Below are 23892 nucleotides of genomic sequence, written 5' to 3' on the forward strand. Positions count from 1 at the left end.
CGCGGAGCGGACCGGGGTGTGGGACGCGGGCGGGGCCGGTCAGCGCAGCCGGGCGACGCGCCACACGGCCAGGGCCGCCACGCCGAGCACCACGAGGGTGTAGAGGGCCAGGATCCGCCAGTCCGGGCGGATCCCGGAGCCCCGGGGGGGCAGTCCGGGCCAGCTGTGGCCGACCCGGCGGGCCGCCATCATGCCCCAGCCGCCCGCGCAGGAGCTGATCAGCAGCCCCAGCATGGCGACCACGGCGCCGCCGTCGCCGAACTCGAAGGCGAGGGGGAAGGCGAACATGAGGGAGCCGGCGGCGGCGAGCATCACGATGGGGGCGAGTTGCCAGATCCGCAGCCGGCGCTGGGGCCGCAGTTCGACCTCGACGGCGGGACCGGCGGCCAGTTCCGTCTCGACCGGGTCGGGTCCGTCGGAGGTGAGCCTGCCGGGGTCGGCGGGCAGTCCGAGCACCTCGTCAGCGCGCTCGCCCCGGTCGTCGTCGCGCCCGGTGTCGCGAGGGCCGGCCTCCATCGCCACGCGCCCTCCCCACCAGGACCTCGTATCGCCGCCGTTCACCGCCGGTGACCACACCGGCGGAATTCGATGATGGCACGGCCGGGGGCCGCCCAAGGACGCCCGAGACGTCCCGATGCCATCACGTGATCAGGCTGTGACCGCTCGTTCGAGCAACGAGAGCGCGTGCCCGGGGAGTTCCCCCCGGTCGGCGGCGGCCCCGCTGAGCCAGTGGACCCGGGGATCACGGCGGAACCACGAGTTCTGGCGGCGGGCGAAGCGCTTGGTGGCGCGGATCGTCTCGGCCCGCGCCTCCTCCTCGGTGCACTCCCCGGCGAGGGCCGCGAGCACCTGCTGGTAGCCCAGGGCGCGGGAGGCGGTGAGGCCCTCGCGCAGCCCCTCGGCCTCCAGGGCGCGGACCTCGTCGACGAGCCCGGACGCCCACATGCGGTCGACGCGGTCGGCGATCCGCGCGTCGAGTTCGGGGCGCTCCACGTCGACGCCGATCTGCACGGTGTCGTAGACGGAGTCGTGGCCGGGGAGGTTCGCGGTGAAGGGCCGGCCGGTGATCTCGATGACCTCCAGGGCGCGGATGATGCGCCGGCCGTTGCCGGGGAGGATCGCGGCGGCGGCGGCCGGGTCGAGGGCGGCGAGCCGCTGGTGCAGGGGGCCGGGGCCGTGCTCGGCGGCCTCGGCCTCCAGGCGGGCGCGGACCTCGGGGTCGGTGCCGGGGAACTCCATGGCGTCCAGGGCGCCGCGCACGTACAGGCCGGAGCCGCCGACGAGGACGGGGACGCGGCCGGCGGCGAGCAGCCGGTCGATCTCGGCGCGGGCCAGGCTCTGGTACTCGGCGACGTTCGCGGTGCGGGTGACGTCCCACACGTCGAGGAGGTGGTGGGGGACGCCGCCGCGTTCCTCGGGCGTCAGTTTCGCGGTGCCGATGTCCATCCCCCGGTACAGCTGCATGGAGTCGGCGTTGACGACCTCGCCGTCGAAGTGACGTGCGAGGGCGACGCCGAGATCGGACTTGCCGGCGGCGGTGGGGCCGACGACGGCGATGACCCGGGGCTTGGGGGATGCGGTGCTCACCGCCCCAGTCTCGCAAATCCCGCGCGCCTCACCCGATCGGGCGAGGTGACGGGGGTGGTCGGGGCTCGTTCCCCTCTCGGGGTTCCGGGCTCGGGCGCACCCGTCGTGACCTGCCCGAACGGGCGTGTCCGCGCCGGCGGGAACCTCACCCCGACGAGTAACGTTACTGGGAGTGGACATGGGCGTATTCGACCTGTTTCGACGGCGCAAGACCGTGGTGGAGCCCGCGGCGGAGGAGGTGTCCGCGGCGGTCGACACCGGTTCGGCGCCCCGGGACGGTGTCGAGGAGCCGGAGACGGGGCCCGCGGCCGAGGTGACGGAGGTCGCCGAGGAGGCGGGCGCCGCGGAGCCCGTGGCCGGTACGGAGACCGACGCGGAGGTCGAGGTCGACGCCGAGGACGACGTCGCGGTCGCGGCGGAGGTCACGGCCGGGGCCGACGCGGAGGCGGAGGACGACGGCGGTCCGCGGGCCGGGACCGACGCGGAGGTCGAGGCGGAGGTCGAGTCGGTGGGCATCCCCCGTCAGGGCGGCGCGAACGCGCCGGCCGAGGCGGTGGCCGCCGGTGAGGCCGCCCGTACACAGTGAGCGCGGCCGGGCCGCGCACCGATCGGGAAGGTGTTCCATGGGACTGCTGGACAATCTGAAGGCCAAGCTGGGACCGGCCAAGGAGAAGGTCGGTGACCTCGCGCAGCAGCACGAGGGGAAGATCGGCCAGGGCCTCGACAAGGTCGCCCAGGTCGTGGATGCCAAGACCAAGGGCAAGTACAGCGACCGCATCGCGTCCGGCGCCGACAAGGCGAAGGACGCGCTGGGCAAGGTCGCCCACCAGGACGGCACCGACGGGACGGACGGCACGCAGCGGCCGCCGACCCCGCCGCCGGCCTCCTGACCGGATTCGCGCGCGGAAACGGGGCGGGTCCCGGTGCCTCAGGGCATCGGGACCCGCCCCGTTCGCGTGTCCGGGTCCGGGTCCGGCGGGCGGACGGCGCGGCGGACGGCGGGGTCAGGACCAGGTGGCCACGAGGTAGCCGACGCCGTAGGGCGCGTCCTCGTACAGCAGCCGGCCGGCCGGGGCGGCGGGCGCGGCGGCGCCGGCGAGGACCTGCCAGGGGGCCCGGCCGTCGACGAGGAGTTCGTGGGCGAGGTTCGGGTCGAGGGCGGCGAGGGCCGCGGTGTCGGCGGAGCCGAGGGCGGCCGCGGCGGCGGCGTCGTGGGCGGCGGCCCGGTCGTCGAGGTAGCCCGGGGCCTTCAGGGTCCGGCGGGCGCTGCCGTCGCCGAGGACGAGCAGCGCGACCCGGCCGGCGGACCCGGCGAGGTCCGCGCCGAGGGCGGCGCACTCCTGCGGCGTGGCGGTGTCGGCCACGGCGAGGCCGGTCACGGGGGCGCCGGCCCAGGCCACGTGGTCCAGCAGCCAGGCGCCGACGGCCAGGCCGGTGGGCAGGGTGCGGGCGGCGGGGCTCAGGTCGCCGGCGGGCCCGAGCCGGACCTCGGCGGCGGGTCCGGTGATCCCGAAGCCCCGGAAGGAGCCGGGGCTGCCCTCGGGGTATTCGCCGGCGCGGGCGGCCTCGGCGGAGGCGACGACCACGAGCCGGTCGGGGCGGGCGGCGGCGAGGACGCCGAGGGCGTCGACGACGGCGCGCCGCAGGTCGTCGAGTTCGGAGGCCGCGCCGGCGGCGACCTCGGGCACGAGCAGGGGCGCGGCGGGGCACACGGCGGCTGCGGTGAACATGATCGTCAGCCTACGCCCCCGGCCCGCTCCCGGGGCCGACGCGCGCGAACCCCCGCCCGGCGGGTGGGCCGGGCGGGGGTCCGTGCGCGCGTGGGTGCTGTGCGGCTAGCCGACCGAGCAGCCGCCGGTGGCGGCCGGCAGCGGGGCGGGGGCGCCGATGCCGGGCAGGCCGAGCATCACGCCGGCGGGCTGCGCGGGGGCGGCGTTGCGGCGTTCCCAGGCGTCGCCGGCGCGGGTGCGGCGGACGGCGGTGGCCTCGCCCTCGGCGAGCAGGTGGTGCGGGGCCGCGTAGGTGATCTCGACCGTGACCACGTCGCCGGGGCGGACCTCCTCGGCGGGCTTGGTGAAGTGCACGAGGCGGTTGTCGGGGGCGCGGCCGGAGAGGCGGTGGGTGGCGCCGTCCTTGCGGCCCTCGCCCTCGGCGACCATCACGTCGAGGACGCGGCCGACCTGCTTCTTGTTCTCCTCCCAGGAGATCTCCTCCTGGAGGGCGACCAGCCGCAGGTAGCGGTCCTGGACCACGGCCTTGGGCACCTGTCCGTCCATGGTCGCGGCGGGGGTGCCGGGGCGCTTGGAGTACTGGAAGGTGAAGGCGTTGGCGAACCGGGCCTCGCGGACCGCGTGCAGGGTCTGCTCGAAGTCCTCCTCGGTCTCGCCGGGGAAGCCGACGATGATGTCGGTGGAGATCGCGGCGTGCGGGATCGCGGCGCGGACCCGCTCGATGATGCCGAGGAAGCGGTCCTGGCGGTAGCTGCGGCGCATGGCCTTGAGGATCGGGTCGGAGCCCGACTGGAGCGGCATGTGCAGCTGCGGCATCACGTTGGGCGTCTCGGCCATGGCGGCGATCACGTCGTCGGTGAAGTCGCGGGGGTGCGGGGAGGTGAAGCGGACCCGCTCCAGGCCCTCGATCCTGCCGCAGGCGCGCAGCAGCTTGGAGAACGCCTCGCGGTCGCCGATGTCGGAGCCGTAGGCGTTGACGTTCTGCCCGAGCAGGGTGATCTCGGAGACGCCCTCGGCGACCAGGGCCTCGATCTCGGCGAGGATGTCGCCGGGCCGGCGGTCCTTCTCCTTGCCGCGCAGGGCGGGCACGATGCAGAAGGTGCAGGTGTTGTTGCAGCCGACCGAGATCGACACCCAGGCCGCGTACGCCGACTCGCGGCGGGTGGGCAGGGTGGAGGGGAACGCCTCCAGCGATTCGGCGATCTCGACCTGCGCCTCCTCCTGGATCCGGGCGCGTTCCAGCAGCACCGGCAGCTTGCCGATGTTGTGGGTGCCGAAGACCACGTCGACCCAGGGGGCCTTCTTGACGATGGTGTCCCGGTCCTTCTGGGCCAGGCAGCCGCCGACGGCGATCTGCATCCCGGGCCGGGCGGCCTTCATCGGGGCGAGGTGGCCGAGGTTGCCGTACAGGCGGTTGTCGGCGTTCTCGCGGACGGCGCAGGTGTTGAAGACGATCACGTCGGCCCCGCCGTCGGGGGTGTCCTCGGGGGCCCGCACGTACCCCGCGCCCTCCAGGAGACCGGAGAGCCGTTCGGAGTCGTGCACGTTCATCTGGCACCCGTAGGTGCGCACCTCGTAGGTCTTCACTGCTGTCGCCTCGCCCTCAACACTCACCCGACAAGGGTAAGGCTTCGCCCCGGGGCTCCCGGCCGGTCGTGGACGGGCCCGACCCGGGCCGGGGCGGAGCGCACGGCTCCGCTCGGGTGGTGACAGGGCGCCGGGGGGCCGGCAGGATCGCGGGCATGTCGCACTCCCCCGCCCCGCCCCCCGTCGACGCGTCCCCGGTCGGCGCCGGCGCCCGGTGGGCCCGGCTGCGGCTGCCGGCGGTGGCGCTGCTGGTGGTGGGCGCGCTGGTGGCCTGGTGGTTGTGGCCGACCGCGCCGAAGGAGCCGAGCGGCACGCTCACGTTCAGCACCGGGGTGCCCACCGGGGTGTACCACCGGTACGGGGAGCTGCTGCGCGAACACCTGGCGCAGGACATGCCGGAGGTCTCGGTGCGCCTGGAGCCGAGCGAGGGTTCGCAGCAGAACCTGGCCCGGGTGGCCTCGGGCGAGGCCGATTTCACCGTGGCCACGGCCGACGCGGTGGCCAAGTACCGCCTGGACGGCCGGCCCGGGGCGGTGTGGCTGCGCGGGTGCGCTCGCCTGTACGACGACTACGTGCAGCTGGTGGTGCCGGCGGGCTCCCCGGTGCGGAGCACGGCGGACCTGCGGGGCAAGCGGGTGGCCGTGGGGCAGCCGGGGTCGGGGGTGCGGCTGATAGCGGAGCGCATGTTGCGGGCGGCGGGCTTGGATCCGGCCGAGGACGTGCGTCCGGTGTCGATCGGGATCGACACGATGCCCACCGAGCTGGAGCAGGGCCGGATCGACGCCTTCTTCTGGTCCGGCGGTCTGCCGACGAACTCGGTGAAGGAGCTGTCGGAGCGGTACGAGATCCGGCTGGTGCCGCTCGGCGACCTGGTGGCCTCGGTGCAGGCCCAGGGCGGGCCGGCGCGCTACTACCGGGCGGCGGCGATGCCGCAGGACGCGTACGCGAAGATCCGCAACACCGAGCCGGTGCCCACGCTCGCGGTGCCGAACCTGCTGGTCACCACGGAGCGGCAGGACGCGCGCCTGACCGAGCGGTTCACCCGCACGGTGATCGACAGCCGCCCCTCGATCGGGGGCGAGGTGCACGCCGCGCAGCTCGTGGACCTGCGCACGGCGATCTACACCGATCCGCTGGACCTGCACGAGGGCGCCGCCGCGTACTACCGCTCGGTCAAGCCCTGATCCCGTGCGGCCGTGCCGTCCGCTCCCCGTCAGGCCCGACGGGGAGCGGACGGGGTTCAGCGGCCGGCGGGGGCGGTGGGGATGAGGTCGCCGGCGGCGGCCGCCGCGCCGATCAGGCCGGCGTCGGTGCCGAGGGCGGCCGGGACCACGGCGAGACCGGAGACGAAGCCGAGGGTGGCGAAGTCGGCGAGGTGGCGGCGGATGGGCCCGAACAGGGTCTCGCCGGCGCTCGCGACCCCGCCTCCGATGACGGCGATGTCGGTTTCCACGAGGGTGGCGGTGGCGGCGATCGCGGCGGCCAGGGCGCGGCCGGCGCGGTCGAAGGCGGCCAGGGCCACGGGGTCGCCGGCGTCGGCGGCGCGGGCCACGGCGGCGGCGTCGGCGCGGTCGCCGGCGGCGGGGGTCCAGCCCTGTTCGGCGGCCCAGCGGGCGATGGCGGTGCCGGAGGCGATGGCCTCGACGCAGCCGTGGCCACCGCAGCCGCAGATCGGGCCGGCCACGTCCACGCTGATGTGGCCGATGTGGCCGGCGTTTCCGGTGGGGCCGGGCAGGAGTCGGTCGCCGAGGACGAGGCCGCCGCCGACCCCGGTGGAGACGACCATGCACAGGGCGTTGGCGTGGCCGCGCGCGGCGCCGTGGCGGTGTTCGGCGGCGGTCATGGCCACCCCGTCGCCGACGAGGACCACGGGGACGTCGGCGCCGTGCCGGGTCAGCGCGGCCTCGGTGCGGGCGCGGACCGGGTACTGCCGCCAGGCGGTGATGTTGACCGGGCTGACGGTGCCGGTGACCGCGTCCACGGGGCCGGCGGAGCCGACGCCGCAGCGGGTGACCTCGCTCCAGGCGGGGGCCGCGGCGAGTTCGGCCACGACCTCCTCGACGGCCGCCATGACCTCGTCCCCGGACACCCCGCGCGGGGTGTCGCGCCGGGCGCGGACGCTCATCGTGCCGTCGTCGTGCACCAGGGCGCCGGCGATCTTGGTGCCGCCGATGTCGATGGCGACGGTGAGTCCGCCGCGCCGCGCGGCGCGCGGGCCGGGGACCGAGGGGGCGGGGGTGGGGGTGGTCACGGGACGCTCCTGGGTGGGGTGGTTCTCAGTGTGCGGCGGACGGGGGCGCGGGCGGGGCGGGCGGCGGGGCGGTGGACTCGCGGGGGGTCAGCCGGGGCTGTTCGGCCTCGACGGCGCGGGGGGTGCCGCCGGCGAGCAGGGCGAGGAGTTCGCGCGCGGCGAGCCGGCCGAAATCGGCGGTGTCGCGGACCAGGGCGGTCAGGCGGGGGTGGGTGACCCGGCACAGGGCCGAGTCGTCCCAGGCCACGACGGAGACCCGGCCGGGCACGGGGATGCCCAGGCCGCCGGCGACGGCGACGCCCGCCACCGCCATCACGTCGTTGTCGTAGATCAGGGCGGTGGGGGCGGCGGCTCCGGCGGTGAGGACCCGGCGGGTGGCGGCGGCGCCCTCGGTGTCGGAGTAGTCGGTGACCACGGAGCGGACCTGGTCCGGGCTGAGGCCGAGGCGTTCGGCCTCGTCGCGCAGGGCCCGGATGCGGCGGGCGGTGTGGGCGAGGTCGGGCATGCCGGCGATGTGGGTGATGCGGCGGTGGCCGAGGGCGTGCAGGTGGTCGAGGACCTGGGTCATGGCCTGGGCGTCGTCGGCCCAGACCGAGGAGAGGGCGGGGGCGGGGCTGCTCTCGCCGACCTCGACGGCGGGCAGTCCCAGGGAGGCGAGGAGGGCGGGGCGGGGGTCCTCGGAGCGGGGGTCCACCACGAGGACCCCGTCCACCCGACGCTCCGCCCACCAGCGGCGGTAGACGGCGCACTCGGCGTCGATGTCCTCGACCACCTGGAAGAGCAGGGCGGTGCGGTCGGCGGCCAGGACCTCCTGGATGCCGGAGACCAGCTGGAGGAAGAAGGACTCCACGCCGAGGGTGTGCGCGGGGCGCGCGAGGACCAGGCCGACGGCGCCGGAGCGTTCGCCGGAGAGGGCGCGGGCGGCGCTGTTGGGCTGCCAGCCGAGTTCCTCGGCCACGGTGCGGATCCGGGCGCGGGTCTCGCGGGAGACCCCGGGCCGGTCGTTGAGGGCGAAGGAGACGGCGCTCTCCGACACCCCGGCCTGCCGGGCGATGTCCTTGATGGTGGGTCTGCGGGCCATGGGTGTTCTATCCCTCGGTGACTCGGATGGCGATGGCCGGACCGTACGCGATCCGGCCATCGCCGACCGCCTTGACGGCCGCCCAGTACGTCCCGGGGGTGGTGCCCGGAGGGGGCCGTACATCGAATTGGACCGTTTCGGGGTGGTCCGGGTCCAGTCGGAAGGGGAGGGCGGCGGGTCCGGCGAGATCCCACGTCCCGAAGGGCGAGACGAGGAGGGCGGTGCCGCGCAGGGGTCCGCGCAGTCCTTCGGAGCCGATCCGGGCGGTGAGCGGGGCGTGCGCGCCGGGCGCGACGCACAGCGGTTCGGCGGGGTCGCGGTCGGCCTCGACCCACAGTCGGGCCGCGTCGGGGATCTCGCCGTCGAGGCCGGGGACGAGGACGGCGTACACGTCCTCGAAGGGGCCGGCGGGGGTGTGGGCGGTGATCCGGACCGGGTGTTCGCCGGGGGCCGCGTCGGGGGCGGGGGTGAGGGCGAGGTCGAGGAGGGCGTGGCCGGCGTCGGCGAGCTCCGTCTCGTGTTCGCTCCAGCCGGTGGTCCAGCCCTCGGGTGCGGTGACGGTGAGGGTGACGGGGCCGCCGGCGCCGTGGGCGGAGACCCGGACCCGCAGGTGTTCGGGGGTGCCCTCGGCGGTCACGGTCCAGGGGGCGTCGCCGAGCGGGGCGGTGCCGGTGTTGTGCAGCCAGTACCGGCTGAAGACGGGTGTCTCGGTGCGGTCGCGGACGGGGTCGGCGAGGGGCATCCCGGATTCGGTGAGCAGGAGGGCGGTGCGGGTGGCGCCGCCGGGGATCCGGCCGTCGAAGGGGCCGACGGGGCGGTCGAGGAGGTCGGCCTCGGCGGAGGGGTCGGTGGCGTACTCGGTCCAGACGGTCGCGGGGCGGCCGTGGGTCTCGCGGAGCCGGACGGCGAGTTCGCCGCGCGGGCCGGCGGCGCGTTTGACGGTCTCCACCAGGACCCGGTCGGCGGGTTCGACGGTGAGGAGGCTGCGGGCCGACGGGTTCGGTCCGGCGGTGGGCTGGGTGACGACGGCGGTGAGCGGCTTGTTGAAGGCGCGGCCCCGGCGGGCCAGGTCGAGCTCGTGGAAGTCCCCGGCGCCCGCGACCAGGGCGTGCTCGAACTCGTGCGTCCAGTGCTGGAGTTGGAAGGAGGCCCCGTCGGGGAGGGTGCGGCGCGGCGGGTCCATCCACTCGGCGCTGGGGCGGCCGGTGGAGGAGCGCATGAGGGTGCTGTGCAGCCGGCCCTCGGTGTCGATCACGCAGCTGGGGACGCCGCGGGTGAGGAGGGCCACGGTGTGTCCGGCCCAGGGCCGGTCCGGGTCGACGGGGGCGCCGGTGTCGGTGCCGGGGCGCACGGCGTCCAGTCGGCCGCGGGCGTCGAGGTCGGCGGCGAGGTCGGCGGCCGGGTCGGTGAGGACGAGCACGGGCAGGGCGCGGGGGTCGGTGAGGTCGCAGCCGGGTTCCCAGGTCTCGCGCAGGCCGGCGCGGGCCGGGATCCAGACCCGTCCGCTCGCGCGCAGGGCCTCGGCGTGGGCGGGGTCGGCCGCGGCCAGGACGCGGGCGGTGAAGGGGTTGGTCTCGGGGCCGCCGAGGGCGATCCGCAGGTCGGGCAGGGAGCTGTCGACGGCGATGTCGCCCCAGCGGGGGCCGTCGGCGCGGGTGGGGGTGGCGGTGACCCCGCGCCGGCCGAGGGCGGTGACCAGCTCGCGCAGGTCCTCGGGGGCGCCGCTCGCACCGAGGACGATCTCGGCGGCGCCGACGGCGCGTCCGGGGGTCGGCTCGGCGTCGGTGCCGTCGCCGAGGGCGGTGCGCAGCGGGGCGGAGAGCCCGAACCAGTTGAGGCAGGGGCTGTCGAGGGTGCGGGGGGCGCGGGTGTGGTCGACGCCGGTGTCGGCCTCGGGGAAGCCGAAGCCGCGCCCGATGGCGGCGGCGGCCGTCTCCACGACAGGCACGGCGCCGGGCACGTCGGCGGGGATCCGCAGCCGCAGCAGTTGGTCGCTGCCGGTGAACTCGTCGACGCGGGTGCTCAGTTCGAGCTGGTCGTGGCCGTCCCAGAGGGTGCTGGTCCGGGTCCAGGCGACGGGTCCGGTGCGGCCGGAGGCCACGATCCGGGCGCCGAGCGGGCCGCGTTCGACGCGGAAGGACTCGGCGGGGGCGGCGCCGGAGCCGGTGCCGGGGCCCTTGGGCAGCAGGTGCCAGGGGCCTTCCTCGAAGTAGGGGTGCTGGTCGTACTCGTCCTGTACGACGAGTTCGTCGACGGCGCCGGGGTCCAGGACCTCGCGTCCGGTGCGCCGGTCGAGGATCCGGCACAGGCCGCCGCCGCGCTCCGGGTCGGCCTCGACGCGCAGGTGTTCGTTCTCGATGGCCCGCGTCGGGCCCTCGACGGGCTCCCAGCCCCCGGACAGGGGCTCTTCGGTGGGTCGCAGCCACCAGGTGCGGTGCCCGAGCGGGGGCACGTCGACGGCGCGGAAGCGGAGTTCGGCGCGGCCGTCGGCGCAGGCGTCCACGTGCACGGGGGCCTGGTGTCCGGCGGCGTCGACGAGGGCGATCCGGGCGGCGTCGGCCGGGGCGGGGCCCAGGCCCAGGTCGGCGAGGGCCACGCAGGCCCGTACGAGGTCGGTGCGGGTGAAGGAGAGCGGGTTGTGGACGGTGACGGCGAGGGGGCCGGGGCCCGCGGTGTCGGCGGCGGCGGTGAGCGCGGCCAGGGCCCGGTCGCGGACGGCGTCGGCGAGGTCGGCGGCCTCCCGCCAGGTCGGCAGCAGGTCGAGGTAGACCTGATCGGAGACGGTGCCGGTGACGGCGTCGTGGTGGGAGGCGTGCAGGAGGTGGCGCCAGGCCAGCGACAGGCTCTGTTCGGGGTGGTCGACCAAGCCCTCGGCGCAGGCGAGGGCGGAGAAGGTCTCGGCGGCCTCCAGCCGGTTCTCGGCGGCGCGGTGGGCCTGCTTGACGTCCACGTAGGTGACGTCCTTGCCGGTGTAGATCGGGCCCATGTCGCGGGTGACGGGCAGCGGGGCCTCGCCGCGCTCGGCGAGTTCGGCGCGGACGGCGTCGAAGTGGGCGCGAGGGCCGGAGTGTTCCATCCGGGGCCACAGGTAGCGGCGGTTCCAGGCGTGCTGCACGTCCAGGCCCCACTGGTGCGGCCAGGAGAAGTCGGTGCCCAGCGGGATGAGGACGTTGCGGGTGGCGGCGCCGACGCGCAGCAGCTCGTACAGGTCGAGGAGCTGTTCGGCGGCGGTCTCGGCGTCGGGCGCGGCATTGGAGAACCAGCCGCAGGAGTAGTGGGCCGGCAGGTAGTGCATGAGCAGGCCGGTGCCGTCGGGGGAGATCCACTCGTACTCGGCGGGCAGCTGCATCGCGGTCGGCGGGCGCAGGGTGTCGCCCCAGGTGTCCATCATCGGGCCCCACTGGTGGTGCGGGCCGCGGGCGAGGACCACGGAGTCGAGGCCGACGCCGGCCATCAGCGCGGGGAAGGAGGGGTCGTGGCCGAACACGTCGAGCTGCCAGGCCGTGCGCGGGTCGGCGCCGAGGGCGTCGCGGTGCAGGGCGAGGCCGTGGACGGCGCTGCGGACGGTGGTCTCGGCGCCGGTGAGGTTGGTGTTGGGCTCGTTGTAGGTGCCGCCGACCACCTCGACGCGGCCGGCGTCGATAAGGGCGCGCAGTTCGGCCCGGTCCTCGGGGTGGGCGTCCCAGTAGGGCTTGAGGTAGTCGACCTCGGAGATGACGAAGGTGTACGCCGGGTCGTCGCGGGCGGCCTGGAGGTGCAGCGGGATGAGGGTGAACGCGGGGACGCCGGTGTACTCCCAGCCGCGTTCGGCCTCGCCGGGGCGCAGCGGGCGGTCCCACAGGGCGGTGTAGGCGGCCTGGGTGTTCCACCACAGGGGGTCGTAGTGGAAGTGAGGGACGAGGCGGACGGTCCAGCCGGGTTCGGCGACGACGTACCGGAAGTCGAGCGCGGCCAGCGGGCGGCCGTCGGGGGTGGTGACGCGGGCGACGGCCGGCAGTGCGGTGCCGGGGGCCTCGGCGCCGGTGTGCTCGACGGAGACCTCGACCACGGATTCGAGGCCGTCGCGGCCGGTGTCGGAGTCGGCGAGCGCGGCGCGGGCGTCGGTGCCGGCGTACGCCTCGGCGGTGTCGGCGCGGACCACGCGGGGGTGCGGGGTGCGCAGGCCGGGGCCGTCGACGGTGACGTGCAGGGGGCCGGCGGGGCGGGTGCGGCGGATCCGGACGCGGACCACCTGCCGGGGCGACTCGGCCGTGCCGGTGAAGAGGGCGGGGGTGGTGACCCCCACCAGGGTGATACCCGTGTCCATTTCCGCCCACTTCCTTGTACGACGCACCGGGAAATTGCAGGTGAAGCGCCCGGCGGAACAGTTCAAGCCGTTCAACTAAAGCGCATTAGCGCCATCAGACTCAGCCTCTGGAACCCTGCTGTCAACAGGACTGAAGCGCTTAAGTCCGAGTGTCACCCCGGGTAGGGACTTTCATCCTTTCAAGTCGGGACGTTCAGAGATAAGGGCCATGTTGACTTTCCCCCGCACGGCGCGGCAGGTTGGGCACGCCCGGAGAAATTCCGCACGCGGCACCGGGGGCGTCCGCGCCCGTCGCCGTCCCCGCACCTCCCGCCCGCCCCGCACGCCCACGCGTCCCGGCCCCGGCCCCCGCGCCGACCCGCCCCTCCTCGTCCCCGCGGTTTCGCCCACCACCCCAGGACCCTCCATGCACGACTCCGACGTCGCCCCCCGAACCCCGCGCACGCTCCGGTTCGGCGCCAACTACACGCCGACCCGAGGCTGGTTCCACCACTGGCTCGACTTCGACCTCGACGAGGTCAAGGCCGACCTCGACTCCATCGCCGGCCTCGGCCTCGACCACGTCCGGGTCTTCCCCCTGTGGCCGCTGTTCCAGCCCAACCGGACCCTGATCCGACCGCGCGCGGTCGAGCAGCTCGTGGCCCTCGCCGACGCCGCCGCCGAACGCGGCCTCGACGTCAACGTGGACGGCCTCCAAGGACACCTGTCCAGCTTCGACTTCCTGCCCGCCTGGACGCGGACCTGGCACCGGCGCAACATCTTCGCCGACCCGGACGTGCTGTCCGGGCAGGAGGAGTACCTGCGCACCCTGGCCGCCGCCCTCGCCGACCGGCCCAACTTCCTCGGCATGACCCTGGGCAACGAGATCAACCAGTTCTCCGACGGCCCGCACCCCGACCCCGACCGGATCACCCGCGAGCAGGCCGAGACCTGGCTGACCCGGATGCTCGCCGCGTGCGAGGCCGGCGCCCCCGGCAAGTTCCACCTGCACGCCGAGTACGACGCGGCCTGGTACCAGGACGGCCACCCCTTCACCGTCGACCAGGCCGCCAACCTCGGCGGCGCCACCGCCGTGCACTCCTGGGTGTTCAACGGCACCGCCCAGCGCCACGGCCGCACCGGCACCGCCACCGAGCACCACGCCGCCTACATGATCGAGCTCTCCAAGGCGCACGCCCGCGACCCGCGCCGCCCGGTCTGGCTCCAGGAGGTCGGCGCGCCCGCCCCGCTGATCCAGCCCGAGCACGCCGCCGAGTTCACCTCCGCCACCGTCGCCAACGCCCTGGACTGCCCGGACGTGTGGGGCGTGACCTGGTGGTGCTCGCACGACGTCTCCCGCGAGCTGGCCGACTTCCCCGAGCTGGAGTACGGCCTGGGCCTGCTCACCAACGACCGCGTGGTCAAGCCGGCCGGCGCGACCATCGCGGCGATCGTCGAGGAGTGGAAGGGCCGCGAGCACGCGCCCGCCCCCCGCACCGTGGGCCTGGTGGCCGACGTGGGCGGCGCCGAGGCGGCCCCGCGACGTTCCGTGTGCGCCCCCGGCGGCGAGGTCTTCGAGGCATGGGCCCGGCTCACCGCCCAGGGCGCCCGCCCGACGGTGGTGCTGGCCGAACGCGCCGAGGACGCCGAGCACCTCGCGGCGCGCGGGATCACCGAGCTGATCCTCCCGGCCGACGTGGTCTGAGCCCCACCCCGCCCACCGCTCGCTAGAACGACCGCGCGGGGGCCGGCCCGGTCCGGCCCCCCCGCGGCGCGATCAGCACCCATCGCACCATCCGCGTCACCCGCAGCACCCCCGTCACCTCCCGAAGGAGCCCCTGACATGGCCGAGTCCGACAACGGCGTCGACACTCGCACCTCCCCCTCCCGGCGCCGCGTCCTGCTCGCGGGCGCCGGCGCGGCCGGCGCCGCCGCCCTCCTCACCTCCCCCGCCCTCACCGGCACCGCGACGGCCGCCCCCACCACCCCCGGCGCGGACGGCGCACGGGGCGCGGCGGCCGACATCGCCCCGTACGCCTCGTACTGGTTCCCCCAGCACCTGCCCGCCGGGCAGCCCGGCCCCGGCATCGTCTGGCGCTCCCTGCTGGACTGGCGCCCGGAGACCGACCCGGACCTGCCCTTCAACCGCTCCACCGTGCCGCTCGCCCCCCGCTTCACCCCCACCCCGCCCAACGTGACGGCCCGCGCCGACCAGGCCCGGATAGCCTCCCTGGTGTCCTTCGGGAACACCGCCGGCAGCCCCTCCCAGGGCTCCCCCACCGCCGATTACTACGCCCTCACCCACTGGGCGTACATCGACGAGCTGGTCTTCTGGGGCGGCTCCTCCGGCGAGGGCATCGTGCTCGCGCCGAACGCGCCCGTCGTGGACGCCGCCCACCGCAACGGCGTGCGCGTCATGGGCAACGTCTTCCTGCCGCCCGTGCCCTACGGCGGCGACCTCCAGTGGACCCGCGACCTGGTGCAGAGCGACGCCCTGGGCCGCTTCCCGGTGGCCGAGAAGATGGTGGAGGTGGCCCTCGCCCACGGCTTCGACGGCTGGTTCGTCAACGCCGAGACCGACGGCGGCGACAGCGAACTCGCGAGCCGCATGCAGCGCTTCCTGCGCGCCCTGCGCGCCGCCGGCGAACCCCGCGGCCTGCACATCACCTGGTACGACGCGATGAACCGGACCGGCAAGGTCGGCTGGCAGGGCGCCCTGAACCAGGAGAACCAGGAGTTCTTCGAGGACCGCGCCGGCAAGGTCGCCGACACCATGTTCGTGGACTTCCGCTGGAACCCCCAGCGGCTGCTGGACTCCGCCGCCCGCGCCGACGGCCTCGCCGGCCGCGGCCGCTACGAACTGTGGGCCGGCGTGGACGTGGAGGCCAACGGCTGGAACTCCCGCGACCGCTGGGACGCCATCGTGCCGCGCACCGGCGAGCACGTCGTGAGCTACGGCTTCTACCGGCCCGAGTGGACCCGCAACCACCTCGCCGACCGCTCCCCCGGCGCCTTCCACGCCGCCGACGACCGGTTCTGGACCGGCGAGTCCCTCGACCCGGCCCGACCCGCCCCCGACGGCCCCTGGCGGGCCCCGGCCACCGTGGTCGCCGACCGGGGCACGATCGCCGCCCTGCCCTTCGCCTGCTCCTTCAACACCGGCCACGGCCAGGGCTGGTGGGAGAACGGCCGGCGGGTCTCCACCACCCCGTGGAACCACCTCGGGCTCCAGGACCGGCTCCCGGGCCGGCGCTGGGTCCTGGACACCCACGCGGAGGGCGCCGCCCGCCCCGAGGTCACCCTCGACTTCGCGGACGCCTGGCGCGGCGGCTCCAGCCTGCTGGTCGCGGGGAAGGTCGACGGGCCGGTCACGGTCGGCCTGCACGCCACCCGCTTCCCCGTCACCCGCGACACCGTGCTGGAGCTGACCCACCGCACCGAGGGCGGCCCGGTGGCCGTCGAGATCGGCGTGGCGGACGCGGAACCCGCCCGCCCCGGCGCCCCCGTCCCGTACACCTGGCTGAAGGCCGAGAACCTCGGCGCCGGCCAGGGCTGGCGCACCAACCGCGTCTCCCTCGCCCGACTCGCCGGGAAGACCGCGCACGGCCTCGCCGTCCGCCTGACCGCCCGCGGCCACAAGCCGCTGAACTGGCGACTGGGCCGGATCGCCGGCCACGACGGGACCCGCCCCGCCCCCGCCGCCCCGACCGCGCCCCGGATCACCGCGAGCGCGCCGGCCGGCGCCGGCCGGGGCACGGACCTGCGGCTGCTGTGGACGGCCGCCCCCGGCCCGGTCCGCGCGCACGAGGTGCACCGCGTGCTCCCCGACGGCACCCGCCGCTACCTCGGCGGCACCCCCGGCGAGGCCCTGTTCCTCACGAGCCTGGAACGCGCGGGCACCGAGCGGGCGGCCGTGCTGGAGGTGCGGGCCGTGGACGAACTGCACGCGGCCTCGCGCCCCGTCCGCGTCACCCACGCCTGGTAGCACCGCCCACCCTCCCCCCACCTCCCCCGGGGCGCCGCGTCGCCGGCGCCCCGGGCCCCCGAAGGAGAGCACCCCCATGCACGACGACCGCACCCTGGTCGAGGCCCGCCTGCGCCGGGTCCTGAACGAGCGGGTCCGCCCGGCCGTGTACCCGGCCGCCGTCCCGTTGGAGATCTCGGCGTGGACCGCGCCCGGCCGCGAACCGGTGCCGGTGGCCGAGGGCCTGGCCGCCGAGCACACCCCGGTGGCGGTCGGCGACGCCTGGGGCGCGCCCTGGGACACCACCTGGTTCAAGGTCACCGGCGAGGTGCCCGCCGACTGGGCGGGCCGGGAGGTGGAGGCCCGGATCGACCTCGGCTTCGACGAGCGGATGCCCGGCTTCCAGTGCGAGGCCCTGGTGTACCGGCCCGACGGCACCCCGGTGAAGGCGATCAACCCGCGCAACCAGTGGGTGCGGGTGCGGCCCGGCGCGGAGCCGGTGGCGGGCGGCGAGCGGGTGGAGTGGCACCTGGAGGCCGCGTCGAACCCGGTGATCCTGGAGGTGGAGCCCTTCCGCCCGACCGGCCTGGGCGACCGGCACACCGCCGGCGACGAGCCCCAGTACCGGCTGGAGCGGATCGAGTTGGCGGTCTTCGACCGCACCGTGTGGGAGCTGGCGACCGATCTGGAGGTGATCGAGGAGCTGCTGCCCGAGCTGCCCGCCGACACCGCCCGCCGGCACGAGTTCGTCCGGGCCGTGGAACGCGCCCTGGACGCCCTGGACCTGACCGACGTCGGGGGCACGGCCGCCGCCGCCCGCGCCGAACTCGCCGCGGTGCTGGCCGCGCCCGCGAACGCCTCGGCGCACCGGATCAGCGCCGTGGGCCACGCGCACATCGACTCGGCCTGGCTGTGGCCGCTGCGCGAGACGGTCCGCAAGGTGGCCCGGACCACCTCCAACATGACCTCCCTGCTCGCCGACGAACCCGAGTTCGTGTTCGCGATGTCGCAGGCCCAGCAGTACGCGTGGATCAAGGAGCACCGGCCGGAGGTGTACGCGCGGCTGAAGGAGGCCGTGGCCGAGGGCCGGTTCGTGCCGGCGGGCGGCATGTGGGTGGAGTCCGACACCAACATGCCCGGCTCGGAGGCGATGGCCCGGCAGTTCGTCCAGGGCAAGCGCTTCTTCCTGGAGGAGTTCGGCGTCGACAACGAGGAGGCGTGGCTGCCGGACACCTTCGGGTTCGCCGCCGGTCTCCCGCAGATCATCAGCGCCGCCGGCTCCCGCCGGCTGCTGACGCAGAAGATCTCCTGGTCGCAGATCAATTCCTTCCCGCACCACACCTTCCGCTGGGAAGGCATCGACGGGACCCGGATCTTCACCCACTTCCCGCCCGTGGACACCTACAACTGCTCGGTCTCGGGCCGGGAGATCGCCCACGCGGCCCGCAACTTCAAGGACAAGGGCGTGGCCCGGCACTCGCTGGCCCCCACCGGCTGGGGCGACGGCGGCGGCGGCACCACCCGCGAGATGATCGCCAAGGCCCGCCGGCTGCGGGACCTGGAGGGCTCGGCCCGGGTGGCGTGGGAGACCCCGACGCAGTTCTTCGAGAAGGCCGAGGCCGAGTACCCCGAGCCGCCCGTGTGGGTGGGCGAGCTGTACCTGGAGCTGCACCGGGCCACCCTGACCAGCCAGGCCGGCACCAAACAGGGCAACCGGCGCTCGGAGTCCCTGCTGCGGGAGGCCGAGCTGTGGTGCGCCACCGCCGCCGTGCGCGCCGGGCACCCCTACCCGCAGGAGACCCTGGACCGGATCTGGCGCACCGTGCTGCTGCACCAGTTCCACGACATCCTGCCCGGCTCCTCCATCGCCTGGGTGCACCGCGAGGCGGAGGCCACGTACGCGGCCGTCGCCGTCGAGCTCCGCGCGCTGATCGAGGACGCCCAGCGCGCCCTGGCCGGGGACCCCGAGGCCGCGGACGCCGTCGAGCTGGTCTTCAACGCGGCCCCGCACACCCGGGCCGGGGTCCTGGCCGGCGGGAGCGCCCCCCGCTCCGCCGCCCCCGCCTGCGAGCCCACCGCGGTGACGGCCCGCGAGGACGGCGGGTTCGTCCTGGACAACGGCCTGCTGCGGGTCGAGGTGGACGGGCGCGGCCTGGTGGTCTCGGTGCGCGAGCACGCCTCGGGCCGGGAGTCGGTGGCGCCGGGGCAGGCCGCGAACCTGCTCCAGATCCACCCCGACTTCCCGAACATGTGGGACGCGTGGGACGTGGACTCCTTCTACCGCAACACCGTCACCGACCTGGTCGACGTGGACGCGGTGGAGCCGGTCGGCCCGGACTCGGTGCTGGTGACCCGTTCCTTCGGCGCCTCGCGGGTGGAGCAGCGGCTCACCCTGGCGGCGGGTTCGGGCCGGCTGGACTGCGTGACGGAGGTGGACTGGCACGAGACGGAGAAGTTCCTGAAGGTGGCCTTCCCCTTCGACGTGCACGCCGAGCGGTACGCGTCCGAGACCCAGTTCGGGCACCTGTACCGCCCCACCCACACCAACACCTCGTGGGAGGCCGCCAAGTTCGAGGCGTGCCACCACCGGTTCCTGCACGTGGCGGAGCCGGGCTGGGGCGCGGCGCTGGTCAACGACTCGATGTACGGGCACGACGTGACCCGCTCGGTCCGCGCGGACGGTTCGGGCACGACGACCACCGTGCGGCTGTCGCTGCTGCGGGCGCCCCGCTTCCCGGACCCGGAGACCGACCAGGGCCGGCACCGCTTCGGCTACGCGCTGGTGCCGGGGGCGGGGCTGACGGAGGCAGTCCGCGAGGGCGCCGGGATCAACCTGCCGGAGCGGGTGACGCGCGGCACGCGGGTCACCGAGCCGCTGGTCTCGCTGTCCGACGACCGGATCGTGCTGTCGGCGCTGAAGCTGGCGGACGACGGCTCGGGCGACGTGGTGGCCCGGGTCTACGAGGCGACCGGGGCCCGGGTGTCGGGGGCGCGGCTGCGGCTCGGTTTCGCCGCGGACTCGGTGGTGGCCGCGGACCTGCTGGAGCGGCCGTGGGAGACCACGGCGGCCGGCGCCGAGGGCCGGCGTCAGGCCCCGCCGCTGGTGGCGGGCGAGCTGGAGCTGGAGCTGCGCCCGTTCGAGCTCCTGACCCTGCGGTTCGCGCGGAGCCGCTGAGGGTCAGGATCGCGGGCCGGTGCGCGGGACGGCGACCGTGACCCGCAGCCCGTGCGGCGGGTTCGTCTCGTAGGAGAGGGACCCGCCGCCCGCGGCGAGCAGGCTGCGGGAGATGGACAGGCCGAGCCCGGAGCCCTTGACGTTCTGGTGGCGGCCGCTGCGCCAGAACCGGTCGCCGATCCGGTCGAGTTCCTCCTCGGTGAGGCCGGGGCCGGAGTCGGCGACGACGATCTCGGCGTGCCCGCCGCGCACCGCGCAGGAGACGGCGACGGGCGCGCCGGCCGGGGTGAACTTCAGGGCGTTGTCCACGACGGCGTCCAGGGCGCTGGACAGGGCGACGGGGTCGGCCCAGCCGGTGACGCCGGTGTCGCCCTGCCAGAGCAGCGCGACCTCCTTGTCCTCGGCGAGCGGCAGCCACGCCTCGACGCGTTCGGCGGCGAGTTCGCCGACGTCGACGAGGCTGATCCGGGAGCCGGCGGCGTGTTCGGCCAGGGCCAGGTTGAGGAGGTCGTCGAGCACGCTGGTGAGGCGTTTGCCCTCGGTGCGCACGGAGGCGATCTCGGGGTTGCCCTCGGGGAGTTCCAGGGCGAGGAGTTCGATCCGCAGCAGGAGGGCGGCGAGCGGGTTGCGCAGCTGGTGGGAGGCGTCGGCGACGAACGCCCGCTGCTGTTCGAGGACGTCCTCGACGTTGTCGGCCATCTCGTTGAAGGACCGGGCCAGCCGCCGCAGTTCGGGCGGGCCGGAGGAGGCGGCGACCCGGGAGTTGAGCCGGCCGGTGGCGATGCCGTGGGCGGCGGCGTCCAGGGTGCGGACGGGTTTGAGGACCCAGCCGGTGAGGCGGAGCGCGGCGCCGAAGGCCAGCAGCATCGCGGCGCAGAGCCCGGCTCCGATGAGGAGCCAGCCGTGCAGGACGTCGGAGCGCATCCGGTCGGTGGGCGATTCGGTGACGACGACCCCGACCACGTCCCCGTCGAGGACCACGGGGGAGGCCACCACGAGGGTGCCGCGGCGCTGCCAGGGCCACACCTGGGGCGGGTCGTGGCTGCGCCGGCCGGTGAGGGCCTCGTCGAAGGCGGTGCGTCCGGGGCCGCCCTGCTCGGGCGTGGGCAGTTCCCACCAGCCGGGGGCGCGGACCATGGCGTTGTTGTCGCGGTAGAAGATCCCGACCCGGATCCCGTACAGCTCCTGGTACCGCTGGAGTTCGAACTGGAGGGTGTCGCGGCGTTCGTCGGCGCCGCTGGAGCGGGAGCTCTCGGCGTCCACGACGAACTGGGCGAGGGCGGCGAAGCGGGCACTGTCGTCGATGCGGTCGACGACCACGCGTTGTTGGGCGGCGGCGGCCAGGCTCGCGGCGAGCGGCAGGCCGAGCGCGAGCAGCACGCCGGCCATGAGGACGACGAGCAGGGGCAGCAGCCTGGTGCGCACGGGTGGGCCGCGGTCAGTGCGGGGCGGAGGGGGCGGGGGCCACGAGCCGGTAGCCGACGCCGCGCACGGTCTCGATCAGGCGGGGCATGGCGAGCTTGGAGCGCAGCGAGGCCACGTGCACCTCCAGGGTGCGGCCGGTCCCCTCCCAGCTGGTGCGCCAGACCTCGCTGATGATCTGTTCGCGGCGGAAGACGACGCCGGGGCGGCCGGCGAGGAGCGCGAGCAGGTCGAACTCCTTGCGGGTGAGGGGGATCTCGACCCCGTCCACGGTGACGCGGCGGGTGGCGGTCTCCACGCGCACGCCGCCGAGGTCGAGCCCGGGTTCGCCGGGGCCGGGGGCGCTCGGGGCGGGCGCGGGTTCCTCGGGGCCGGGGGTGCGGCGGGCCACGGCGTGGATGCGGGCGAGGAGTTCGCCGGTGTCGTAGGGCTTGACCACGTAGTCGTCGGCGCCGAGGTTGAGGCCGTGGATCCGGGAGCGGACGTCGGCGCGGGCGGTGACCATGATGACGGGCACAGAGCTGCGCTTGCGGATGCGTCCGCACACCTCGTAGCCGTCCTGGTCGGGCAGGCCGAGGTCGAGGAGGACCACGTCGAAGGCGGGGTTGGGGGCGCCGGCCCCGGTGGTGGGGAGCAGGGCCTGGAGGGCCTCCTCGCCGCCGCGGGCGTGGGTCACCTTGAAGCCGTGGCGGGCGAGGACCGCCGACAGGGCGGCGGCCACGTGGTCGTCGTCCTCGACGAGCAGCAGTCTCACGGGTGTGCCCCCTTTCGTGGTCGGCGCCGGATCGCGGCGCGGCTGTCCCATCTGAATCCACGCCGATCGGGGGCCGCCCGTCAAGGGGGTTCCGGTTCGCCACGCGGTGTCGTTACGGACCCGGTACCCGGCTCGCGCCCGCGGGGTCGCGCGCGAGCGGATCCCGTACGCAGCGTATCCGCGCGAGTCCGGATCGTTATGCTCAAATGTCCCTCAGATGTGATGACGACCTGCGCAAACCCTCACTACTGTCCTCCCAATCGAGGAGGACGGAGCGGGGACCGATGAGCGCAGAGTCCGGTACCGGGGACGTGCGGGACGAGGCCGCCGTCGCCGAGGGCGGCGACCTGGTCGTGTTGAGCGGGGTGAACAAGCATTTCGGCGCGTTGCACGTGCTGCAGGACATCGATCTGACCATCGCGCGGGGCGAGGTGGTGGTGGTGATCGGACCCTCCGGTTCCGGCAAGTCCACGCTGTGCCGCACCATCAACCGGCTGGAGACCGTCGACTCGGGCACGATCACCCTGGACGGCAGGCCGCTGCCGGCCGAGGGCAAGGCGCTGGCCGCGCTCCGCGCCGACGTGGGCATGGTGTTCCAGTCCTTCAACCTGTTCGCGCACAAGACGGTGCTCCAGAACGTGATGCTGGGGCAGCTCAAGGTCCGCAGGACCGACGCGGCGACGGCCGAGCGCAAGGCCCGTGAGCTGCTGGACCGGGTCGGCGTGGGCACCCAGGCCGACAAGTACCCGGCGCAGCTCTCCGGCGGCCAGCAGCAGCGGGTGGCGATCGCCCGCGCCCTGGCCATGGGCCCGAAGGTGATGCTCTTCGACGAGCCGACCTCGGCCCTGGACCCGGAGATGATCAACGAGGTGCTGGAGGTCATGCAGCAACTCGCCGCCGAGGGAATGACGATGGTCGTGGTGACGCACGAGATGGGCTTCGCCCGTTCCGCCGCCGACCGTGTGGTCTTCATGGCCGACGGGAAGATCGTCGAACAGGGCACCCCGGAGCAGTTCTTCAGCAACCCGCGCAGCGACCGCGCCAAGGACTTCCTTTCGAAGATCCTGCACCACTGAGCCCTCCCGTCCGGTACAGGTAGGGGGCCCGCCCCCGATCGGCGCGCCGCGTCGGCTCGGTGCTCGTCACACCAACAACGTCTGATTCGAGGGAAGTTCACGATGAAGTTCACGAAGGTCGGCGCGCTCGCCGCCGTCGCCGTCTCGCTGGCCCTGACCGCGACCGCGTGCGGCAAGAACGACGCCGGTTCCGGCGGCGGCAGCGACAAGATCGTCATCGGCATCAAGTTCGACCAGCCCGGTCTCGGCCTGAAGAGCCCCGACGGCAAGTTCTCCGGTTTCGACGTGGACGTGGCCACGTACGTCGCCAAGGAGCTGGGCTACTCCGCCGACAAGATCGAGTTCAAGCAGGCCATCAGCGCCGAGCGCGAGAACCTGATCCAGAACGGCGACGTGAAGTTCATCGCGGCCACCTACTCGATCAACGACAAGCGCAAGGCGAAGGTCGACTTCGCCGGCCCGTACCTCCTGGCCCACCAGGACCTGCTGGTCCGCGCCGACGAGACGGGCATCACCAAGCCCGAGGACCTGAACTCCAAGAAGCTCTGCTCGGTGACCGGCTCGACCTCCGCGCAGAACGTCAAGGAGAAGCTGGCCCCCAAGGCCGACCTCCAGGAGTTCGGCGGCTACTCCGAGTGCCTGACCGGCCTGGAGAACAAGGCGGTCGACGCGCTGACCACCGACAACTCCATCCTCGCCGGCTTCGCCGCCCAGGAGAAGAACCGCGGCAAGTTCAAGCTGGTCGGCCTGAGCCTGAGCAACGAGAACTACGGCATCGGTCTGAAGAAGGGCGACAAGGAGCTCCAGACCAAGATCAACGCCGCGCTGAAGAAGATGGTCGAGGACGGGTCCTGGGAGAAGGCCGTCCAGGCCAACTTCGGCCCGGCCAACTACAAGAACGAGCCCGCCCCGAAGATCACCGAGGGCAGCTGACCTCCCGATAGGGGCCCGGAACGCCGCCGACCTGCCTGCGGCGGCGC

Annotated in this window: 17 protein-coding genes; 8 read left to right on the top strand and 9 right to left on the bottom strand. The window is 74.8% G+C overall.

What is annotated here, in order from left to right; all coding sequences use genetic code 11:
• Positions 1-39: 39 nt before the first annotated feature.
• Positions 40-516 (bottom strand): hypothetical protein, encoded by a 477-nt coding sequence (locus ACN20G_RS04680; RefSeq protein ID WP_424215370.1) that lies wholly within the window; start codon positions 514-516, stop codon positions 40-42.
• 132 nt (positions 517-648) lie between these two features.
• Positions 649-1587, bottom strand: a complete 939-nt coding sequence (miaA, locus tag ACN20G_RS04685) for a tRNA (adenosine(37)-N6)-dimethylallyltransferase MiaA (RefSeq protein ID WP_424211447.1) — start codon at positions 1585-1587, stop codon at positions 649-651.
• Between the two features lie 178 nt (positions 1588-1765).
• Here miaA and ACN20G_RS04690 point away from each other — a divergent pair, with 178 nt between their 5' ends.
• Positions 1766-2173, top strand: coding sequence for a hypothetical protein (locus ACN20G_RS04690; protein ID WP_424211448.1), 408 nt, complete (start codon positions 1766-1768; stop codon positions 2171-2173).
• A 37-nt stretch (positions 2174-2210) separates the two neighbouring features.
• Positions 2211-2477, top strand: coding sequence for an antitoxin (locus tag ACN20G_RS04695; RefSeq protein WP_424211449.1), 267 nt, complete (start codon positions 2211-2213; stop codon positions 2475-2477).
• A gap of 114 nt (positions 2478-2591) precedes the next feature.
• On the opposite strand, the gene ACN20G_RS04700 is transcribed toward ACN20G_RS04695, so the two are convergent.
• Complete coding sequence (locus tag ACN20G_RS04700; protein WP_424211450.1) at positions 2592-3317, bottom strand: hypothetical protein; 726 nt, start codon at positions 3315-3317, stop codon at positions 2592-2594.
• Positions 3318-3422: 105 nt separating this feature from the next.
• Positions 3423-4931, bottom strand: coding sequence for a tRNA (N6-isopentenyl adenosine(37)-C2)-methylthiotransferase MiaB (gene miaB, locus ACN20G_RS04705; protein ID WP_424211451.1), 1509 nt, complete (start codon positions 4929-4931; stop codon positions 3423-3425).
• 128 nt (positions 4932-5059) lie between these two features.
• Here miaB and ACN20G_RS04710 point away from each other — a divergent pair, with 128 nt between their 5' ends.
• Positions 5060-6088 carry a TAXI family TRAP transporter solute-binding subunit gene (locus ACN20G_RS04710; RefSeq protein ID WP_424211452.1) on the top strand — a complete coding sequence of 343 codons (1029 nt, stop codon included), beginning with the start codon at positions 5060-5062 and terminating at the stop codon, positions 6086-6088.
• Positions 6089-6144: 56 nt separating this feature from the next.
• On the opposite strand, the gene ACN20G_RS04715 is transcribed toward ACN20G_RS04710, so the two are convergent.
• Genes ACN20G_RS04715 through ACN20G_RS04725 form a run of 3 tightly spaced genes read right to left on the bottom strand, consistent with a single transcriptional unit; the run spans position 6145 to position 12542 of the window.
• Positions 6145-7155 (bottom strand): ROK family protein, encoded by a 1011-nt coding sequence (locus ACN20G_RS04715; protein WP_424211453.1) that lies wholly within the window; start codon positions 7153-7155, stop codon positions 6145-6147.
• Between the two features lie 25 nt (positions 7156-7180).
• The gene (locus tag ACN20G_RS04720; protein ID WP_424211454.1) at positions 7181-8236 is read right to left on the bottom strand and encodes a LacI family DNA-binding transcriptional regulator; all 1056 of its coding nucleotides are present in this window, start codon (positions 8234-8236) and stop codon (positions 7181-7183) included.
• Positions 8237-8243: 7 nt separating this feature from the next.
• Positions 8244-12542, bottom strand: a complete 4299-nt coding sequence (locus ACN20G_RS04725) for a glycoside hydrolase family 38 C-terminal domain-containing protein (protein WP_424211455.1) — start codon at positions 12540-12542, stop codon at positions 8244-8246.
• A 406-nt stretch (positions 12543-12948) separates the two neighbouring features.
• Between ACN20G_RS04725 and ACN20G_RS04730 the strand changes: the two genes are divergently transcribed.
• From ACN20G_RS04730 to ACN20G_RS04740, 3 genes are all read left to right on the top strand, one after another.
• Entirely contained in the window at positions 12949-14226 is a 1278-nt protein-coding gene (locus tag ACN20G_RS04730) for a glycoside hydrolase 5 family protein (protein WP_424211456.1), read from the top strand.
• Positions 14227-14364: 138 nt separating this feature from the next.
• Positions 14365-16506, top strand: a complete 2142-nt coding sequence (locus tag ACN20G_RS04735) for an endo-beta-N-acetylglucosaminidase (RefSeq protein WP_424211457.1) — start codon at positions 14365-14367, stop codon at positions 16504-16506.
• Between the two features lie 76 nt (positions 16507-16582).
• Positions 16583-19660, top strand: a complete 3078-nt coding sequence (locus ACN20G_RS04740; RefSeq protein ID WP_424211458.1) for an alpha-mannosidase — start codon at positions 16583-16585, stop codon at positions 19658-19660.
• 3 nt (positions 19661-19663) lie between these two features.
• On the opposite strand, the gene ACN20G_RS04745 is transcribed toward ACN20G_RS04740, so the two are convergent.
• Together ACN20G_RS04745 and ACN20G_RS04750 are read right to left on the bottom strand one after the other, a co-directional pair.
• Positions 19664-21085, bottom strand: a complete 1422-nt coding sequence (locus ACN20G_RS04745; RefSeq protein WP_424211459.1) for a sensor histidine kinase — start codon at positions 21083-21085, stop codon at positions 19664-19666.
• Positions 21086-21098: 13 nt separating this feature from the next.
• Positions 21099-21836: a response regulator transcription factor gene (locus ACN20G_RS04750; protein WP_424211460.1), complete on the bottom strand. Its 738-nt coding sequence runs from the start codon at positions 21834-21836 to the stop codon at positions 21099-21101.
• 284 nt (positions 21837-22120) lie between these two features.
• On the opposite strand from ACN20G_RS04750, the gene ACN20G_RS04755 reads away from it, so the two are divergent.
• Positions 22121-22912: an amino acid ABC transporter ATP-binding protein gene (locus ACN20G_RS04755; RefSeq protein WP_424211461.1), complete on the top strand. Its 792-nt coding sequence runs from the start codon at positions 22121-22123 to the stop codon at positions 22910-22912.
• Between the two features lie 102 nt (positions 22913-23014).
• Positions 23015-23845, top strand: a complete 831-nt coding sequence (locus ACN20G_RS04760; protein WP_424211462.1) for a glutamate ABC transporter substrate-binding protein — start codon at positions 23015-23017, stop codon at positions 23843-23845.
• Positions 23846-23892: the final 47 nt, after the last annotated feature.

It is taken from the genome of Streptomyces dryopteridis, from assembly GCF_049606955.1.
GTDB lineage: Bacteria > Actinomycetota > Actinomycetes > Streptomycetales > Streptomycetaceae > Streptomyces.

Coding starts and splice junctions, on each gene's coding strand:
- ACN20G_RS04680 (WP_424215370.1), bottom strand. CDS start 516: ATGGAGGCCGGCCCTCGCGACACCGGGCGCGACGACGACCGGGGCGAG.
- ACN20G_RS04690 (WP_424211448.1), top strand. CDS start 1,766: ATGGGCGTATTCGACCTGTTTCGACGGCGCAAGACCGTGGTGGAGCCC.
- ACN20G_RS04695 (WP_424211449.1), top strand. CDS start 2,211: ATGGGACTGCTGGACAATCTGAAGGCCAAGCTGGGACCGGCCAAGGAG.
- ACN20G_RS04700 (WP_424211450.1), bottom strand. CDS start 3,317: ATGTTCACCGCAGCCGCCGTGTGCCCCGCCGCGCCCCTGCTCGTGCCC.
- ACN20G_RS04710 (WP_424211452.1), top strand. CDS start 5,060: ATGTCGCACTCCCCCGCCCCGCCCCCCGTCGACGCGTCCCCGGTCGGC.
- ACN20G_RS04720 (WP_424211454.1), bottom strand. CDS start 8,236: ATGGCCCGCAGACCCACCATCAAGGACATCGCCCGGCAGGCCGGGGTG.
- ACN20G_RS04725 (WP_424211455.1), bottom strand. CDS start 12,542: ATGGACACGGGTATCACCCTGGTGGGGGTCACCACCCCCGCCCTCTTC.
- ACN20G_RS04730 (WP_424211456.1), top strand. CDS start 12,949: ATGCACGACTCCGACGTCGCCCCCCGAACCCCGCGCACGCTCCGGTTC.
- ACN20G_RS04735 (WP_424211457.1), top strand. CDS start 14,365: ATGGCCGAGTCCGACAACGGCGTCGACACTCGCACCTCCCCCTCCCGG.
- ACN20G_RS04740 (WP_424211458.1), top strand. CDS start 16,583: ATGCACGACGACCGCACCCTGGTCGAGGCCCGCCTGCGCCGGGTCCTG.
- ACN20G_RS04755 (WP_424211461.1), top strand. CDS start 22,121: ATGAGCGCAGAGTCCGGTACCGGGGACGTGCGGGACGAGGCCGCCGTC.
- ACN20G_RS04760 (WP_424211462.1), top strand. CDS start 23,015: ATGAAGTTCACGAAGGTCGGCGCGCTCGCCGCCGTCGCCGTCTCGCTG.